Origin of the sequence: Pseudomonas sp. HB05, from assembly GCF_016756915.1 — a bacterium.
GTDB lineage: Bacteria > Pseudomonadota > Gammaproteobacteria > Pseudomonadales > Pseudomonadaceae > Aquipseudomonas > Aquipseudomonas alvandae.
In genome coordinates this window covers 1-17,824 of the sequence record NZ_JAESPG010000034.1, presented here as the reverse complement: position 1 = coordinate 17,824, position 17,824 = coordinate 1, and the positions used below count along the sequence as shown (strand labels likewise).

General features: G+C 59.9%; 18 protein-coding genes and 1 tRNA gene. 13 read left to right on the top strand and 6 right to left on the bottom strand.

Translation table 11 applies throughout. The annotated features are described in order from the left end of the window. Positions 1-42 precede the first annotated feature (42 nt). The 12 genes from ruvA to JMN22_RS23180 all read left to right on the top strand — a co-directional run bounded on the left by ruvA (position 43) and on the right by JMN22_RS23180 (position 8,884). On the top strand, positions 43-651 hold the full coding sequence (gene ruvA / locus JMN22_RS23235; protein WP_030140801.1) for a Holliday junction branch migration protein RuvA: 609 nt from the start codon (positions 43-45) through the stop codon (positions 649-651). After that, positions 652-1,713, top strand: a complete 1,062-nt coding sequence (gene ruvB, locus JMN22_RS23230) for a Holliday junction branch migration DNA helicase RuvB (protein WP_030140800.1) — start codon at positions 652-654, stop codon at positions 1,711-1,713. A gap of 127 nt (positions 1,714-1,840) precedes the next feature. Beyond that, a complete protein-coding gene (ybgC, locus tag JMN22_RS23225; RefSeq protein WP_030140799.1) occupies positions 1,841-2,308 on the top strand; it encodes a tol-pal system-associated acyl-CoA thioesterase in 468 nt (155 codons plus the stop codon). Further along, positions 2,298-2,993 (top strand): protein TolQ, encoded by a 696-nt coding sequence (gene tolQ / locus JMN22_RS23220; protein WP_030140798.1) that lies wholly within the window; start codon positions 2,298-2,300, stop codon positions 2,991-2,993. The genes ybgC and tolQ overlap by 11 nt, the downstream gene beginning before the upstream one ends. A 23-nt stretch (positions 2,994-3,016) precedes the next feature. Continuing rightward, complete coding sequence (gene tolR / locus JMN22_RS23215) at positions 3,017-3,469, top strand: protein TolR (protein ID WP_161796096.1); 453 nt, start codon at positions 3,017-3,019, stop codon at positions 3,467-3,469. Then, positions 3,469-4,548, top strand: a complete 1,080-nt coding sequence (gene tolA / locus JMN22_RS23210; protein ID WP_030140797.1) for a cell envelope integrity protein TolA — start codon at positions 3,469-3,471, stop codon at positions 4,546-4,548. Before tolR ends, tolA begins: the two co-directional genes overlap by 1 nt. 53 nt (positions 4,549-4,601) lie before the next feature. After that, positions 4,602-5,846 (top strand): Tol-Pal system beta propeller repeat protein TolB, encoded by a 1,245-nt coding sequence (tolB, locus tag JMN22_RS23205; RefSeq protein WP_407682692.1) that lies wholly within the window; start codon positions 4,602-4,604, stop codon positions 5,844-5,846. Between the two features lie 52 nt (positions 5,847-5,898). After that, positions 5,899-6,396, top strand: a complete 498-nt coding sequence (gene pal, locus JMN22_RS23200) for a peptidoglycan-associated lipoprotein Pal (protein ID WP_030140795.1) — start codon at positions 5,899-5,901, stop codon at positions 6,394-6,396. 6 nt (positions 6,397-6,402) lie between these two features. Next, positions 6,403-7,236 carry a tol-pal system protein YbgF gene (ybgF, locus tag JMN22_RS23195; protein WP_030140794.1) on the top strand — a complete coding sequence of 278 codons (834 nt, stop codon included), beginning with the start codon at positions 6,403-6,405 and terminating at the stop codon, positions 7,234-7,236. A gap of 167 nt (positions 7,237-7,403) precedes the next feature. Further along, positions 7,404-8,051, top strand: coding sequence for a 7-carboxy-7-deazaguanine synthase QueE (gene queE / locus JMN22_RS23190; protein ID WP_030140793.1), 648 nt, complete (start codon positions 7,404-7,406; stop codon positions 8,049-8,051). A gap of 1 nt (position 8,052) precedes the next feature. After that, positions 8,053-8,745, top strand: coding sequence for a 7-cyano-7-deazaguanine synthase QueC (gene queC / locus JMN22_RS23185; RefSeq protein ID WP_030140792.1), 693 nt, complete (start codon positions 8,053-8,055; stop codon positions 8,743-8,745). Positions 8,746-8,808: 63 nt separating this feature from the next. Beyond that, positions 8,809-8,884: transfer RNA gene (locus tag JMN22_RS23180), tRNA-Lys, on the top strand. A gap of 188 nt (positions 8,885-9,072) precedes the next feature. On the opposite strand, the gene JMN22_RS23175 is transcribed toward JMN22_RS23180, so the two are convergent. The 6 genes from JMN22_RS23175 to JMN22_RS23150 form a co-directional block, all read right to left on the bottom strand. Further along, a complete protein-coding gene (locus JMN22_RS23175) occupies positions 9,073-10,506 on the bottom strand; it encodes a hypothetical protein (RefSeq protein WP_198797893.1) in 1,434 nt (477 codons plus the stop codon). 91 nt (positions 10,507-10,597) lie between these two features. Continuing rightward, complete coding sequence (locus tag JMN22_RS23170; RefSeq protein ID WP_198797892.1) at positions 10,598-11,785, bottom strand: cyanate transporter; 1,188 nt, start codon at positions 11,783-11,785, stop codon at positions 10,598-10,600. A gap of 280 nt (positions 11,786-12,065) precedes the next feature. After that, on the bottom strand, positions 12,066-12,977 hold the full coding sequence (gene copD / locus JMN22_RS23165; RefSeq protein ID WP_198797891.1) for a copper homeostasis membrane protein CopD: 912 nt from the start codon (positions 12,975-12,977) through the stop codon (positions 12,066-12,068). A 3-nt stretch (positions 12,978-12,980) separates the two neighbouring features. Continuing rightward, positions 12,981-13,367: a copper homeostasis periplasmic binding protein CopC gene (gene copC / locus JMN22_RS23160; RefSeq protein WP_198797890.1), complete on the bottom strand. Its 387-nt coding sequence runs from the start codon at positions 13,365-13,367 to the stop codon at positions 12,981-12,983. Between the two features lie 59 nt (positions 13,368-13,426). Continuing rightward, on the bottom strand, positions 13,427-14,329 hold the full coding sequence (locus JMN22_RS23155) for a copper resistance protein B (RefSeq protein ID WP_198797889.1): 903 nt from the start codon (positions 14,327-14,329) through the stop codon (positions 13,427-13,429). Between the two features lie 10 nt (positions 14,330-14,339). After that, a complete protein-coding gene (locus tag JMN22_RS23150; protein ID WP_198797888.1) occupies positions 14,340-16,133 on the bottom strand; it encodes a copper resistance system multicopper oxidase in 1,794 nt (597 codons plus the stop codon). 494 nt (positions 16,134-16,627) lie between these two features. Here JMN22_RS23150 and nadA point away from each other — a divergent pair, with 494 nt between their 5' ends. Next, a complete protein-coding gene (nadA, locus tag JMN22_RS23145; protein ID WP_030140785.1) occupies positions 16,628-17,686 on the top strand; it encodes a quinolinate synthase NadA in 1,059 nt (352 codons plus the stop codon). Positions 17,687-17,824 lie beyond the last annotated feature (138 nt).

The following is a 17,824-nucleotide window of genomic DNA, read 5'->3' as shown; positions in this document are numbered from 1 at the left end:
ATTCGCCAGCCGGTGGCTGGACAACGCCCAAGGATCTGAAACGTGATTGGACGCTTGCGCGGCACCCTGGCTGAAAAACAGCCGCCGCACCTGATTCTGGATGTAAACGGCCTGGGCTATGAGCTCGAAGTGCCCATGACCACGCTGTATCGCCTGCCGTCGGTCGGCGAGCCGCTGACCCTGCACACCCATTTGGTCGTGCGCGAGGATGCGCAGTTACTCTATGGGTTCGTTGGCAAGCGCGAGCGGGATTTCTTCCGCGAGTTGATCCGTCTCAATGGCGTCGGTCCTAAACTGGCCCTGGCCTTGATGTCGAGCCTGGAAGTCGATGAACTGATTCGTTGCGTGCAGTCCCAGGACACCTCGGCCCTGACCAAGGTGCCGGGCGTGGGCAAGAAAACCGCCGAGCGCCTGCTGGTAGAACTCAAGGATCGCTTCAAGGCCTGGGAGGCGGTGCCGGCGATGTTCGCGTTGGTACCAAACCAGCCGGATGCGCCTGCGCCTGCGGTTAGCGCTGAAAACGATGCGGTCACCGCGCTGATTTCCTTGGGCTACAAGCCGCAGGAAGCCAGCAAGGCGATTTCCGCGATCAAGGAAAAAGGCCTGAGCACCGAAGACATGATTCGCCGTGCCCTGAAGGGAATGATTTAAGTGATTGAAGCTGACCGCCTGATCGCCGCCACGGGCGCCCCCCGTGACCGCGAGGAAATCCAGGACCGCGCCATTCGTCCTGTCAGCCTGGCCGATTACATCGGTCAACCGACCGTGCGCGAGCAGATGGAGCTGTTCATCCAGGCTGCCCGTGGGCGCAGCGAGTCGCTCGACCACACCTTGATCTTCGGCCCGCCGGGCTTGGGCAAGACCACCCTGGCCAATATCATCGCCCAGGAAATGGGGGTGTCGATCAAGAGCACGTCCGGGCCGGTGCTCGAGCGACCGGGCGACCTGGCGGCGCTTTTGACCAACCTTGAACCTCATGACGTACTCTTCATCGACGAAATCCATCGGCTGTCGCCAATCGTCGAAGAAGTGCTGTACCCGGCCATGGAAGATTTCCAGCTCGACATCATGATCGGCGAAGGGCCGGCGGCGCGTTCCATCAAGCTCGACCTGCCACCCTTCACCCTGGTGGGGGCCACCACCCGCGCCGGCATGCTGACCAACCCGCTGCGTGACCGATTCGGTATCGTCCAGCGCCTGGAGTTCTACAACAACGCCGACCTGGCGACGATTGTCAGCCGCTCGGCCGGCATCCTCGGCTTGCCGCTGGACCCGGACGGCGCCTACGAAGTCGCCCGTCGGGCCCGCGGTACGCCGCGGATCGCCAACCGCCTGCTGCGCCGGGTCCGGGACTTTGCCGAAGTCCGGGCCAAGGGCCATATCACCAAGCCGATCGCCGACCTGGCGCTGAACCTGCTGGACATTGACGAGCGGGGCTTCGATCACCAGGACCGGCGCCTGCTGTTGACCATGATCGAGAAATTCGACGGTGGCCCGGTGGGTGTGGACAGCCTGGCCGCCGCCATCAGCGAAGAGCGTCATACGATTGAAGATGTGCTGGAGCCGTACCTGATCCAACAGGGCTATATCATGCGCACCCCGCGCGGGCGCGTGGTGACGCGGCATGCTTATCTGCACTTCGGCTTAAACATCCCGACACGAATGGGCGAGATGCCGGTGGTAGACGAGTTCCTCGATGCGGTAGACGATTGAACGCGCTTTGTACGACGACTTTTTTCCGGTTGGTGCTGTCCCAGACCACGCCTGGAGCGTCAATGCGTTCGAGAATGAAAAAACAGTTGCCTGGCCGATTGGCAACCTGAGGAGTAAGCACTAGAGTATGCGCGCGCAAAACGGGCTGGAGTCGTTCGCACATCGCTGTCGCGTTTATTACGAGGACACCGATGCCGGCGGCATCGTTTACTACGTCAATTACCTCAAGTTTATGGAACGGGCTCGAACCGAACGGCTGCGGGAACTGGGTTTCGCCCAATCCGCGCTGGCAGGGGAGGACCTGTTATTCGTCGTGCATTCCAGCGAAGCGCGTTATCACGCGCCGGCGCGACTGGACGATGAGCTTGTGGTGACTGCCGATGTCATCGAGTTGAACCGCGTCAGCCTGCGCTTCAAGCAGCAGGTCAGGCGCGCTGCGGATAATGTGCTGCTCTGCGAAGGGCAGTTTTTGGTGGCCTGTGTGCGCACCCATAGTTTGAAACCCCGGGCCATTCCCGAAGCTCTACGTGCGGCCTTTGCCGGCGTGAGCGGCGCGGGTACACACTCAGAGCAGGAGATAAAGCGTGGAAGCTAACGTCGTCGACCATTCCTCCATGTGGAGCCTGGTCAGCAATGCCAGCGTCGTGGTGCAACTGGTAATGCTGACCCTGGTAGCCGCATCGGTGACCTCGTGGATCATGATCTTTCAGCGCAGCAACATGCTGCGCGCCGGTCGCCGTGCCCTGGAGAGCTTCGAAGAGCGCTTCTGGTCCGGCATCGACCTGTCCAAGCTGTACCGCCAGGCCGGCAGCAATCCGGACCCGGATTCGGGCGTCGAGCAGATCTTCCGCGCCGGTTTCAAGGAATTCTCCCGTCTGCGCCAGCAGCCCGGTGTGGATCCTGAAGCGGTCATGGAAGGCGTGGCCCGTGCCATGCGCGTCGCCATTTCCCGCGAGGAAGAAAAACTTGAACAGGGCCTGCCGTTCCTGGCGACCGTCGGTTCGGTCAGCCCGTACATCGGCCTGTTCGGTACCGTGTGGGGGATCATGAACTCCTTCCGTGGCCTGGCATCCGCCCAGCAAGCGACCCTGGCTACCGTGGCCCCGGGTATCGCCGAGGCGCTGATCGCCACCGCCATCGGCCTGTTCGCGGCGATCCCGGCCGTTATCGCCTACAACCGCTTCGCTGCCCGCAGCGAAACGCTGACCAGCCGCTACTACACGTTCGCCGATGAATTCCAGGCGATCCTGCACCGCAAAGTGCACACCAGCGAAGAATAAGCAGGTATTTCCCGATGGCTTTAATCGCTCGAGCCCGAAACAAGCGCAAGCCGGTTGCCGAGATGAACGTGGTGCCCTACATCGACGTGATGCTGGTACTGCTGGTCATCTTCATGGTGACCGCGCCGATGCTCAATCAGGGCGTGAAGGTCGATCTGCCCAAGGTTTCCAGCGAAGCCTTGCCGCAGGACAACAACACCCAGGTCCTGACCATTTCGATCAAGGCTGACAAGACCTATTACTGGAACCTTGGCAGCGAAGTCGACACCGAGAAACAGCAGGACCGGGCCATGACCCTGCCGCAGATGACCGACGCGGTGACCAAGATCATTCGTGTTGGCAACGATGCCGGCAAGCGCACCCAGGTGTTCATTCGCGGCGACAAGACCGTCGACTACGGTGCCGTGATGGGCGCCATGGGCGGCCTGCAGAAAGCCGGGGTTGGTAACGTTGGCTTGATCACTGAGGCGCCCTGATGCAGCAACAGCGAGAGCCGTCCGCCTCGGAAAGCTACTTCTGGCCTAGTGTCCTTGCCATCGGCCTGCATGTGCTGGTGTTCGGCATGCTGTTCGTCAGCTTTGCCATGACCCCGGAATTGCCGCCGGCCAAGCCGATCGTGCAGGCGACCCTTTACCAGCTCAAGTCGAAGAGCCAGGCCACGACGCAGACCAACCAGAAGCTTGCCGGCGAAGCGAAGAAATCCGCCGCGCGCCAGACTGAAGTCGAGCAGATGGAGCAGAAGAAGGTCGAGCAGGAAGCCGTGAGGGCCGCGGAACAAAAGAAAGAAGAAGCTGCTCAAAAGGCCGAAGAAGCGAAGAAGGCCGACGAGGCGAAGAAAGCGGACGAGGCTAAAAAGGCAGACGAAGCCAAGAAAGCCGACGACGCGAAGAAAGCCGCCGAAGCCAAGAAGGCAGAAGAGAAACAATTGGCTGATATAGCCAAGAAGAAAGCCGAAGAAGAAGCCAAGAAAGCCGCTGAAGAAGAGGCCAAGAAAGCCGCCGCTGAAGAAGCGAAGAAAAAGATTGTCGAGGACGCGAAGAAAAAAGCGGCCGAAGACGCCAAGAAGAAAGCTGAAGCTGAAGAGGCGAAAAAGAAAGTCGCCGAAGACGCGAAGAAGAAAGCCGCCGCCGACGCCGCCAAGAAAAAGGCCCAGGACGCAGCGCGTAAGTCCGCCGAAGAGAAAAAGGCCCAGGCCTTGGCAGATTTGCTTTCCGACACGCCGGAGCGCCAGCAGGCATTGGCCGACGAGCAGGGCGATGAAGTCGCCGGCAGTTTCGACGATCTGATTCGTGCCCGTGCGGCGGAAGGCTGGGCTCGTCCACCTTCGGCGCGCAAAGGCATGACAGTTGTATTGCAAATCGGCATGTTGCCCGACGGTACGGTTACCTCGGTCAGCGTGGCCAAGTCCAGTGGCGATGGTCCGTTCGACGCTTCGGCGGTCGCGGCGGTCAAGAACATTGGGCGGTTGACGGAAATGCAAGGAATGAAGCCGAGCGATTTTGCTCCCTATCGTTCGTTCAAGATGACATTCACACCTGAGGATCTAGCCTTGTGAGAAACCTTCTTCGATCAATGCTTGTCGTTATCTGCTGCCTGGCAGGGATAGCGATGGCAGAGGAAAAGAACATCCTGGTCACCAGCGGCAGCGACCGGGCCACCCCGATCGCCGTCGTACCGTTCGGTTGGCAGGGCGGCAGCGTCCTGCCCGACGACATGGCGGAAATCATCGGCAACGACCTGCGCAACTCCGGTTACTATGCGCCGATTCCGAAGCAGAACATGATCGGCCTGCCAACCCAGGCCAGCGAAGTCATCTACCGTGACTGGAAGGCCCTGGGCGCCCAGTACATCATGGTCGGCAGCATCGTTCCGGCGGGCGGTCGCCTGCAGGTGCAATACGCCCTGTTCAATGTCGCCACCGAACAGCAAGTGCTGACCGGTAGCGTATCGGGCAGCGTTGACCAACTGCGTGACATGGCGCATTACATCGCCGACCAGTCGTTCGAAAAGCTCACCGGCATCAAGGGTGCGTTCTCTACGCGTATGCTTTACGTGACGGCTGAGCGCTTCTCCGAGAACAACACCCGCTACACCCTGCAGCGTTCCGACTATGACGGCGCCCGAGCGGTGACGTTGCTGCAATCGCGCGAGCCGATCCTGTCGCCGCGTTTTGCGCCTGACGGCAAGCGTATCGCCTATGTCTCGTTCGAGCAGAAGCGTCCACGTATTTTCGTGCAGCACATCGACACCGGTCGTCGTGAGCAGATCACCAATTTCGAAGGCCTGAACGGCGCGCCAGCCTGGTCGCCGGACGGTTCGCGCCTGGCGTTCGTACTGTCCAAGGACGGTAACCCGGACGTCTACGTGATGAACCTGGCGTCTCGTTCGATCTCGCGCGTGACCAACGGCCCGGGCATCAACACCGAACCGTTCTGGGGCAAGGATGGCTCGACCATCTACTTCACCTCCGACCGTGGCGGCAAGCCGCAGATCTACAAGACCAGCGCTGGTGGCGGTGGTGCCGAACGCGTGACTTTCGTCGGTAACTACAACGCCAACCCTAAACTGTCGGCGGACGAAAAGACCCTGGTCATGATCCATCGCCAGGATGGTTTCACCAATTTCAAGGTGGCGGCCCAGGATTTGCAGCGCGGAAGCGTAAAAATCCTCACTGATAGCACTCTGGACGAGTCACCTACTGTTGCGCCCAACGGCACCATGGTAATCTACGCCACCCGCCAGCAGGGCCGGGGAGTCTTGATGCTCGTGTCCATTAATGGACGCGTGAGGCTCCCGCTTCCTACCGCTCAAGGCGAAGTCAGAGAACCGTCCTGGTCCCCTTACCTGAACTGACGCGGCGCAATACGTTTTACTTAACACACTGGGGTTCATTAGGAGTTTCACGATGGAAATGCTGAAGTTTGGTAAATTTGCTGCGCTGGCTCTGGCCATGGCTGTAGCTGTAGGTTGCTCGTCCAAAGGCGGCGACAACGCCGGTGAAGGCGCTGTTGATCCAAACGCTGGTTACGGCGCTAACACCGGTGCAGTTGACGGCTCCATGAGCGAAGAAGCTGCTCTGCGCGCAATCACCACCTTCTACTTCGAATACGACAGCTCGGACCTGAAGCCAGAAGCCATGCGCGCTCTGGACGTTCACGCCAAAGACCTGAAAGCAAACGGCGCTCGCGTTGTTCTGGAAGGCAACACCGACGAACGTGGTACTCGTGAGTACAACATGGCACTGGGCGAGCGTCGTGCGAAAGCCGTTCAACGCTACCTGGTACTGCAAGGTGTTTCCCCAGCTCAGCTGGAACTGGTTTCCTACGGCGAAGAGCGTCCAGTTGCTACCGGCAACGACGAGCAGTCCTGGGCTCAAAACCGTCGCGTCGAACTGCGTAAGTAATTCGTCATGCGAACGTGCCGTCGTGCTGTAACTGTTCTGGCTCTCAGCCTCGCGCCGCTTGCGGCGTGGGCTGCGGTTCCTGTGGTCGATAACGATGCCGGCTATAACAATAGCGGGAGCAGTTATCCGCCTGCAGGTTACGGTACGAACGGCGCCTATGCCGGGGGAGGGGTTTCGGCCCCTGTCTCGGCACAGGGCCAGCTGTTCAACCAACTGCAGCAAATGCAGGATCAGATCTCGCGCCAACAAGGTGTGATTGAAGAACTGCAAAATGATATTTCGCGCATGAAGCAGGAAAACCTGGAGCGATACCAGGATCTTGATCGGCGCATAGGAACCGGCGTTGCACCTGCCGCGACTCCTGAGAATTCTCCAGCCGGTGGCGATCTGAACGCCCCCGGTGCAGCCGCAGGCGCTGGGGCGAGTGCTCCAGCAGCACCTGCTGCCGGTGGCGAGCCGGCTGATCCAGCGAAGGAAAAGCTCTACTACGATGCTGCCTTCGACTTGATCAAGGCCAAGGATTTCGACAAGGCCAGCCAGGCCTTTGCCGCTTTCCTGCGCAAATACCCAAACAGCCAGTACGCGGGCAACGCCCAATACTGGCTGGGTGAGGTGAACCTGGCCAAGGGTGACCTGCAAGGTGCCGGCCAGGCATTCGCCAAGGTTTCGCAACTGTATCCCAAGCACGCCAAGGTGCCGGATTCGCTGTACAAGCTGGCTGACGTAGAGCGCCGCCTCGGTCACACCGACAAGGTAAAGGGCATTCTGCAGCAGGTGGTGGCCCAGTATCCGGGGACATCCGCCGCTCAGTTGGCCCAGCGCGATCTGCAGCGCATGTAAGGCTGTTTGAACCCGCTTGGAAGAAACCCGCGCCTGTCGCGGGTTTTTTCGTTAGAATTCACGCCCTTTTTATGAAACACGCTTCTTGGGATCTACGCGTTGGCGGGGTTCCTTGAGGTGCCTGACGGAGGCGGACAGCCTGTTTAGCTGTTACGCCCGTGGCGACTATGCAAGACACATTGAGAATTACCGAAGTTTTTTACTCGTTGCAGGGTGAAACGCGAACGGCCGGGCTGCCCACTGTTTTTGTGCGTCTTACCGGTTGCCCATTGCGTTGCCAATACTGCGACAGTGCCTACGCCTTCAATGGCGGCACCTTGCGCACCCTCGACGATCTCCTCGAACAAGTGGCCGGCTTCCGTCCGCGTTATGTTTGCGTCACGGGGGGTGAGCCATTGGCGCAGCCCAATGCCATCCCCTTGCTCAAGCAATTGTGCGATGCAGGCTATGAGGTTTCCCTGGAAACCAGTGGCGCGCTGGATATATCGGCGGTCGATCCGCGGGTCAGCCGCGTCGTGGACCTCAAGACTCCTGGTTCGAAAGAAGCCCACCGCAACCGCTATGAGAACATCGAGCTGCTGACGCCCAACGATCAGGTCAAGTTCGTCATCTGTTCGCGGGAAGACTACGACTGGGCGGTGTCCAAGCTGATCCAGTACGGTCTGGACCAACGGGCTGGCGAGGTGCTGTTTTCCCCTAGTCACCACGACCTGAATGCTCGGGAGCTGGCGGACTGGGTGGTGGCGGATAACTTGCCGGTGCGCCTGCAACTGCAACTGCACAAATATCTTTGGAACGACGAGCCGGGGCGCTGACATGACTGAACAATTAACCACTCCAGAAAAGCGCGCGGTCATCCTGCTGTCGGGCGGCCTGGATTCGGCCACGGTCGTAGCCATGGCCCGCGCCGAAGGCTATCGCTGCTACACCATGAGTTTCGACTATGGCCAGCGCCACCGTGCCGAGTTGCACGCCGCCGAGCGGGTCGCCCGAGACCTGGGCGTTGTCGAGCACAAGGTGATCGGCCTGAACCTCAACGGCATCGGCGGTTCCGCCCTGACTGACAGTTCCATTGATGTTCCCGAGGCGCCGAGTGAAGGCATTCCGGTGACTTATGTGCCGGCGCGCAACACGGTGTTCCTGTCCCTGGCGCTGGGTTGGGCCGAAGTGCTGGGTGCCCGTGACATTTTCATCGGTGTCAACGCGGTGGATTATTCCGGCTATCCGGATTGCCGTCCGGAGTTTGTCGAGGCCTTCGAACGCATGGCGAATCTGGCGACCAAGGCCGGCGTAGAGGGGCAGGGTTTCCGGATCCAGGCGCCTCTGCAGAACCTCAGCAAGGCTGACATCGTCAGGGCAGGGGTGAAGCTTGGGGTGGATTATGGCCTTACTGTTTCGTGTTATCAGGCCGACGATCAGGGCCGCGCTTGCGGCAAATGCGACAGCTGCCGCCTGCGTGCCGAAGGCTTCGCGGCGGCGGGTGTGAGCGATCCAACCCCTTATTTTTGATTTATTTCAAATTAAGTGTTGAATAGTCCTTAGAAATCAGTATTATACGCGCCACCACACAGCGGGTCGTTAGCTCAGTTGGTAGAGCAGTTGGCTTTTAACCAATTGGTCGTAGGTTCGAATCCCACACGACCCACCATTTTCTGTAGTTTTAAAAATCTGGAAGGCCCACGAAAGTGAGGATTTCCGGATTTTTTTTTGCCTGAAATAAAGTGCGCCCGCCCGTGCACGAAAAGCCAGCAGCCTGTCGGGGGCAGTTGCAGAGCGACCGTACGCCAACTCTGCTACCTGTCGAAGGAAGCCGCGCTCTCGATTTGATCGAGTCTTTTAGCCCCTTTTCTCGCCCGACGCAGAGCGGTGAACGCTCGGGATCAATGCTTCCCATGCGAGCCAGCGCCCTGCGTGGATCTGCCATGAGGGTACCCGGCAGCTCCACTCCTCTTGTGGTTTCCTGGCGAATATGGGTAACCGGGGTTTCCGTGCAACTTTGCTATTGAGCGTGCTGACGCAGAACTTCGAGTAACTCTTCAGCTCCTTGAGTTCGAGTGAGAGCATGTCTTTTGGGCATAACAACAGCACGTCTCCAAAGGAATACAACTGGAACGCCTCGATTTCTATTTTTTGCGAATCACGCTGACGCGTTTTCCACATCGTGGCATCCAAGTCTTGCAGCTTGATATCGTCTGGCAAGGCGTAGCGCTCCACCGTTTGTTGGCGAACCGATAATCCTCCTGCCGCGATGTAGGTTATCTGGCTCAAACTGCCTGGCGAGAGCAATGTGAAGGCGCAAAAAGCGAAGACCATCGCCACCAGGCCATTAAAGGTCCGCCGGTAGATATCCCCCTTGAAACAATAAAATACGATGACCGGTAACAGAGTGAAGATGAGTGTCATCCAGGACAGACCCGCTACGTAGGGAACTGTGTCGGGCGTTTCCCTCTCCATGTGCGAACGTATCGTCAAAAGGATTGGAAAGGCTGCGAAGATCACCGTCAGGAATATGGAAAGCGAGAGCACGGTGACGAGTCCGAATTCTTTGCGAGCCTGTACCCACGACAGTAGTCGTTGCCATTTTTCTTTTACGCAGCGCCGTGCGGACGCGGTCTTTTTTCCGCATTCGTGCACTAAGGCGTGCCATTTTTTCATCCAGGCTTTCGGCGGGCGGGTTGCCTTATGCGTTGAAAGCCTCTTCTTTTTTGCCTGTTTGCTGGCTTCCAGACGTTTCAAGCGGGCACGATCCAGCCTGGCTTGGACAAGTGTGCTTTTTCTGACAATTCGCTTGAATGGTGTGACGGCGTACATGAGCCAGCACACCACGAAGACGATCAGGAGCAACGCGATGAAAGTCTCCCAGGCGCCCAATGGTATGGGCGGGAAAAAGGTGGCCCAGATGAAGGCGCTAAACCCCACCACGGTCAGGACCGTCAGATAAAACAGAACCCTCGGTTGGTTGTCCTTCAAGTTAGAAAAAAGCAGAACGGAGCAGCCGAACATCCACGTGGTTCCCCCGAGGATGAATAGATATGAAAGCATCAGTAGCAGGACCAGCACGACCCAGACCAATAAAGCAGACTTCACATCGATCGACGGCATGAAGAGATCGATACGTCCAATCGTGCGGGTGTAAAGATACAGCGTGACGAACCCTAAACCTGTCGCGAGCAGGCCGAAAGTGACTGTAATTTGAGTCCAGTAGTCAAGAATGCGTTTGACGGTTTGCTTGAGCACTTCAGCGAAGGTTCTGTCAGGTGTAACGGACAAGGCGTAGCTCCCTTACGAGGTAAAAATTCCTGGCAGGTATAGTAGCGCCAAGACTCGCCAGTTAACGCTCCGGGGTTTAACTAGCCTCAATTCAACGGATGTGCTGTGCGTAATGTTTCGGATTCAGGCGCAACACCATTCCCATCATCAACACCATGACCGCCATGAGCGACCACCAGGCCCACTCGAAGCTCCCCAATCGATCGCGGATCATTCCGGCAACCAGTGGCGAAAGCCCGGCAATGAGATAGCCAATTCCCTGCACGAACGCTGTAAGGCCACCGGCCCGGCGTGGGTTGTCCACGTGGTCGAGGGATACGATCAGGCTCATGGGGAACAGGCCGCCGATACCCAGCCCCAGCAGGCAGGGCCAGAGCAGGCTGAAGCGTTCCGGGCTGAGGATCAGGCCGCAGAAGCCGCTGATGATCAAGGCCAGCAGGACGCTCAGGACCAGGCGTTTATCCCGGCTGCGGTTGGCAATCGCGGGGGTTACCAGCCCAGAGAGCACTTCCATTGCCGTGAGGAACCCCAACAGCAGGCCAGCGTGCTGTTCGCTCCAGCCTTTTTCTACGTAGTACGGCGCCAGCCAGGCCAATACGCACGTGTAGGAGGCGGTGCCCAAGCCAAAGAAAATCGCCAGGAGCCAGGCCCGGGCGTTGCTGGCAAACGCTTCGTGATGCCGGGACGCTGCTTCGGGCAAAGGGATGACGCTCGCTCGCTGAGCGTACCAGCAGCCCAGGGCGACCAGTGATAACGATGCCCAAATGGCCAGGCTGACGCGCCAACTGCCGGTCTGCACCAGGACCAAAGGTGAAAACGATGCGGCAATTGCTGCACCGCCCATGATGGAAGTGACGTACAAGCCCATGAGCAGTGATACGTGATCGGCGAAGCGCGACTTGATCAGTGCCGGCATCACAGCCTGGATCAAGGCTATCCCGAGCCCGGCCACGACCGCACTGGCTATCAACCCGGCGGCACTGTCCAGATACAGGCGCGAGGCTGTGGCAATACCAACAATCAACAGCGACAGCACGATGGTGCGGTGCTCGCCGATACGCAGGGCGATGCGCATGCCGAGGAACATTGCCAAGCCCATCGCCATGACAGGCAACATGGTCAGCAGCGACGCCGCGCTGAAACTCAAGGGGACTTCGCCGCGAATCGCTGGTAACAACGGCCCGACGGCTGCCATCGAAGGCCGTAGATTCAGCGCTACCAATACGATGCTGACCATTAGCCAGCCGGCATGGGTGCTTGAGGTTCGAACGTTTTCCATAACAGAGCCTTGGTTGGAACAAAGCGCTATTTAGGCTGGGGCACGCTGCCTTGGGCAAACTGAAAACTGGCGGGGCCTATCGAAAAACTAAATCCAGCGCCAATCGTTGAAGGCTCGCTTTTGTGGCGAGGGGATTTATCCCCGCTGGGCTGCGAAGCAGCCCCAAAAAAAGCACGAATGCCATTTCGCCTCGTGCAGTGTGGACTCATGTTTTGGGGTCGCTTCGCAACCCAGCGGGGATAAATCCCCTCGCCACAATGTAGTTCGCAATCTGTCCTGTTTATCCCATCACCGGACTCAACGTCCCCAACCACGCCACCAGCGCCAGGATGATCACTGCCACGGAGAATTCCAGGACCATGCTGCGCCGCAAGGCAGTCACCGCGACGCCATGTTCGCCGGTCTGTCTGGCCTGTTCCAGCAATGGGCTCAGATGGAAGCGGTTCAGCGCCGCGAACACCAACATGGCGGCGAACAGGATGAGCTTGAGTGCCAGCAATTGACCGTAAGTGCTGTCGAGCAGCCCATCGACATTCGGGCCGACAATGAACAGGTAATTCACCACGCCGGTCACACCGATGATCGCCACGATCAGCGCCCCGGCGGTTTCGAACCCGGTCAGTGTCCGGGCCAATACCGCCAACTGCGGCTCGGCCTGGCGAAGCAACAGGGCAAACGCAGCCAAGGCGCCCACCCAACCACCTGCCGCCCACAGGTGCAGGAAATCGGTGATGAAGTGCCAATTGCGACGCGAGCCTTCGTCCATGGCGCCGTGGCCTGCCCAGGCGAGTGTTGCCAAGGCCACGGCACCGCAGAGCGTGGCCAGGCCGAGGCTGGCGGTCGACCAACGTTGGTTGAACATTACGGCGAAACCGGCCAGCAGCAGCGCAGCCATGCGCAGCATCCAGGCCCAGCCGACATCCGTCTCGAACACCATCATTTCAATGTGCGGCCACAGCTCGGTCCAATCCGCGACGCCGCTCATGGCCCAGGCCATGCACGCCATCGCGGCCAGGGAAAGCAGGCCGCCAAGCACCACTGTGATCGCCAGCAGCGACCCGAAAGGCAATACGGCGCCCGATACTCGCTCCTGCCCTCGCAAGCTATAGAGGCCAAAGGCGGCCAGGCCGAACAGCAACATCAGGTCCACGTACAGGGCAAAGCGCAACGCAATATTGATCGAGTCGCTCACGAGTCACTTCACCTTGAACGTGACGTTGCCGGTAATCGGATGAGTGTCGGATGACACCGCGCGCCACTGGACCTGATAGGTGCCAGCGGAGAGCGGCGCGTTCGGCACGATGACCATGGTTTTCGGATCGTCGCTGCCGGACACTTTGGCCGGCATGGGCATTGGTGAGTGCGCCGACATGCCGGGCATCTCGGTCATCATCAGCTTGGCACCGGAAAACTTGGTCATCAGGTTTTCGGAAAAATGCAGCTCGATCTTTGTCGGCGCTGCCCCCTCGGCGCCTTCTGCCGGGGTTGAGGACAGCAGTTTCGGATGGGCCTGGGCCAGGCCACTGACCAACAGGCCGGTGGACAGCGCGGCGGCGATGACAGCGTTTTTGATGAATGACATGCAAGGACTCCTACAGCACAGGTTTTCTAGGTTTTTTAAAAGGAATAATGGTGACGCCGTCAGAACCACAGGCGCACGCCGAGTACCAGGCGTGCCTCGCTGCGGTCTTCGCCTTCTTCCCGGGCATAATCGGCGGTGTTGCCATAGACGCGGTTCCAGGTGACGCCGATATAGGGCGCAAACTCGCGGCGGATTTCGTAACGCAGCCGCAGGCCGACTTCAGTCTCCGACAGGCCCGCGCCGACGCCGCGGTCGGGGTCGTTCTTGCCGTAGAAGTTGGCTTCGGCGGTCGGTTGCAGGATCAGGCGATTGGTCAGCAGGATGTCGTAGTCGCCCTCCAGGCGCGCCGCACTCTGGCCGCCTTCACCGATATAGGCGGTGGCCTGGGCTTCGAAGTTGTACAGCGCCATGCCTTGAACGCCGAGCGCCGCCCAGGTCTGCGGATCACCGGGCTTGAAGTCCTGGCGCACGCCAGCCACCACGTCCCACCAAGGGCTGACTGCGTGGCCCCACAAGGCTTGGAGTTCGGCTTCTTCGGTCTTGCCGTTGGTGCGTTCGCCTTCGGAGCGCAGCCACAAGCGGTCGATGTCGCCGCCGATCCAGCCAGAGGCGTCCCAGCTCAGGGCGCTGCCGTCATCGGCGTCTTGCCATTCCAGTTGGTTGATGAGGAAAAACGAATTGATGGCGCTGTCATGCACCATATGGCCGTTGTGGTCTTCATAAACGGCGGCGCGGTCGGCAGCGGTCAGTTCAGGAATGGGCGTGCGGCTGCTGGTCGGCGCGGCTTCCATCGAATCCATGCCCTGCATCGAATCCATGCCTTGCATCTGGCTGTGGTCCATCCCCTGCATCTGGCTGTGATCCATGCCTTGCATGTCATTGCTTGCGGCCCAGGCCGACAGGCTGGTGCCCAGGAAAAGAACTGCGAGGGGCACGCAACGGTACTGAAAAACAATGCTCATGGTCGGCTCCTTATTCCTGTACCCGGACTTCACGGAACATGCCCATTTCCATATGGAAGAGCAGGTGGCAGTGATAAGCCCAGCGTCCGAGTGCATCGGCGGTCACCCGGTAGCTGCGTCTGGAACCCGGTGGTACATCAATGGTGTGCTTGCGAACCATGAACTGGCCGTTCTCATCTTCGAGGTCGCTCCACATGCCGTGCAGGTGGATGGGGTGGGTCATCATGGTGTCGTTGATCAGCACGATGCGCAGGCGCTCGCCGTACTTGAGCAGCAACGGCGCGGCGTCGCTGAACTTCACGCCGTTGAACGACCAGGCGAACTTCTCCATGTGCCCGGTCAGGTGCAGCTCGATGGTGCGCCCCGGCTCGCGCCCGTCGGGGTCGGCAAAGGTGCTGCGCAGGTCCGCGTAGGTCAGCACCTTGCGACCGTTGTTGCGCAGGCCCATGCCCGGGTCGTCGAGCTTGGGCTTGACGCTCATGGCCTGCATGTCTACCAGCGGGTTGTCTTTCTCCGTGGCGGGATGGGCCTGCATGGCACCCATGCCTTGCATGGCGCCGTGATCCATACCGGTCATGTTGTCCATGCCCTGCATCTGGCTGTGATCCATGCCCTTCATGCCTTGCATAGAGCCATGGTCCATGCCGCTCATTTCGCCCATGCCAGCCATGCTGCCGTGATCCATGCCACCCATGCCCATGTCGTCCATCGTGACCAAGGGGCGAGGGTCAAGGGGTGGCACTGGCGCCGACAGTCCTGCCCGGCTGGCGAGGGTGCCACGGGCATAGCCGGTGCGGTCCATCGACTGGGCGAACAAGGTGTAGGCCTCTTGCGTCGGCTCGACGATGACGTCGTAGGTTTCAGCCACGGCGATGCGCAATTCGTCGACGCTCACGGGCTTGACGTGTTGGCCATCGGAAGCCACGACGGTCATTTTCAGGCCAGGGATGCGTACGTCGAAATAGCTCATGGACGAGCCATTGATGAAGCGCAGGCGAATCCGCTCGCCAGGCTTGAACAGGCCGGTCCAGTTCATGTCCGGCGCCTGGCCGTTCATGAGGTAGGTGTAGGTGGCGCCGCTGACGTCGGCCAGGTCGGTGGGATTCATCTTCATCTCGGCCCACATCTTGCGATCGGCCACGGTGGCGCCCCAGCCGTTCTTGCCCACGTCATCGATAAAATCGCCGACGGTGCGTTTGTTGTAGTTGTAATAGTCCGATTGCTTCTTGAGCTTGCGGATGATGTCGGTGGGGTCTTCGTCGGTCCAGTCGGTGAGCATCACCACGTAGTCCCGTTCGTACTGGAAGGGTTCGGGCTCCTTGGCGTCGATGACCAGCGGCCCATAGACGCCGGCCTGCTCCTGGAAACCGGAGTGGCTGTGGTACCAGTAAGTACCGTTCTGCCGGACCTTGAATTGATACACGTACAGGCCGCCGGGTTCGATGCCCTTGAAGCTCAGCCCGGGCACGCCGTCCATGTTGGCCGGCAGCAAGATGCCATGCCAGTGGATAGACGTGGTGTCGTGCAGGCGGTTGCGCACCCGCAGGGTCACGGTGTCGCCTTCGCGCCAGCGCAGCAGGGGCCCCGGGATGCCGCCGTTGATGGTCTGGGCGGTGCGTGGGTTGCCGGTGAAGTTGACCGGGCTTTCGCCGATGAACAGGTCGAATTCGGTGCCGCTCAGTACGTTGGGCTGACCGGGGCTGGTGACGGCCCAGACGGGCGGGCGCCACAGGCCGAAGCCCCCCAGAATGCCGCCAGCGGCGAGGCCTTTCACAAAGGTTCGCCGGGAAGTTTTTGTTTGCATGCGGTGAAAGTCCGTCAGTCGATTCGCTGCGTGCAGGAGGTGGGCCTCCTGCGTAGGTCTGAGCAAAAGATGACACAGGCGGAGGCGGCGAGTGATTACATTTCAGTCAGCTTGGTGGGGGTGGGAAGTCAACAATTTCTTGGCGAACACAAGTTTGTGGCGAGGGGATCTATCCCCGCTGGGGCGCGAAGCGGCCCTAAAGCCTGACACCGAAGTGCATCAGGCATAGTTGCATTCATCATTTCGGGGCTGCTGCGCAACCCAGCGGGGATAGATCCCCTCGCCACAGGTTTGTGTTCGGCCTATATGTCGTGATACGCCTGGCCGGGCACAGGTCAGAATGATCTTTTGCAACGGCGGGATATTCTGTAGCCTTGCCGGCTTCACGCTGTCCCGTGCCTGATGGACACTCACTTTCCCGGCGGTACCCGAGTGGTCCGGAGCCGGGTGTATACTCGACTTTCGCGCAAAACGCGCCCATAGGTCTTGCGAACATGACGCAAATTTCCGAACGCCTTCTGGTCCAGGCTCACCTCGACGCCAAGCAGCCCAAGCCGCTGTCGGCCGAGCAAGAGGCCTGGTACCGCGCCGCCATCGCCGCCGAGCTCAAGGCTCAGGACGCGGTGCTGGTCGCGCACTTCTACTGTGACCCGATCATCCAGGCCTTGGCCGAAGAGACCGGAGGCTGCGTCTCCGACTCCCTGGAAATGGCCCGCTTCGGCAATGCCCACCCGGCCAAGACCGTGGTGGTGGCCGGCGTCAAGTTCATGGGCGAGACCGCCAAGATCCTCAACCCCGAAAAGCGCGTGCTGATGCCGACCCTGGAAGCCACCTGCTCCCTCGACCTGGGTTGTCCGGTGGATGAGTTCTCGGCGTTCTGCGACCAACATCCGGAGCGCACCGTGGTGGTGTATGCCAACACCTCGGCGGCGGTCAAGGCTCGGGCCGACTGGGTGGTGACGTCCAGCTGCGCACTGGAAATCGTCGAGAGCTTGATGGACAACGGCGAGACGATCATCTGGGGACCGGACAAGCACCTGGGCACTTATATCCAGCGCAAGACCGGTGCCGACATGCTGCTCTGGGACGGCGCCTGCATCGTCCACGAAGAGTTCAAGTCCAAGCAGTTGGAAGACATGAAGGCACTGTACCCGGACGCCGCGATCCTGGTTCACCCGGAGTCGCCGACCTCGGTGATTGAACTGGCCGACGCCGTGGGCTCCACCAGCCAATTGATCGCCGCCGCCCAGAGCTTGCCGAACAAGACGCTGATCGTCGCCACCGACCGCGGCATCTTCTACAAGATGCAGCAGCTGTGCCCGGACAAGGTCTTCATCGAAGCCCCCACCGCCGGTAACGGCGCGGCGTGCCGCAGTTGCGCGCATTGCCCGTGGATGGCGATGAACACCCTGGAACGTACGCTTCAGGCGTTGAAGGATGGCAGCAACGAGATATTCGTCGACCCGGCGCTGATCCCCCAGGCGATTCGCCCACTCAAGCGCATGCTGGACTTCACCCAGGCGGCGCGGATGAAGTTGGCGGGGAATGCCTGAAGCTGAAGAATATCTTCAGGCTTGCGGGGCTTTCTGTGGCGAGGGGATTTATCCCCGCTGGGCCGCGAAGCGGCCCCATTTGGTCATTCTGACACTCTGTGGTGTCAGGTTCAGGGCCGCTTCGCAGCCCAGCGGGGA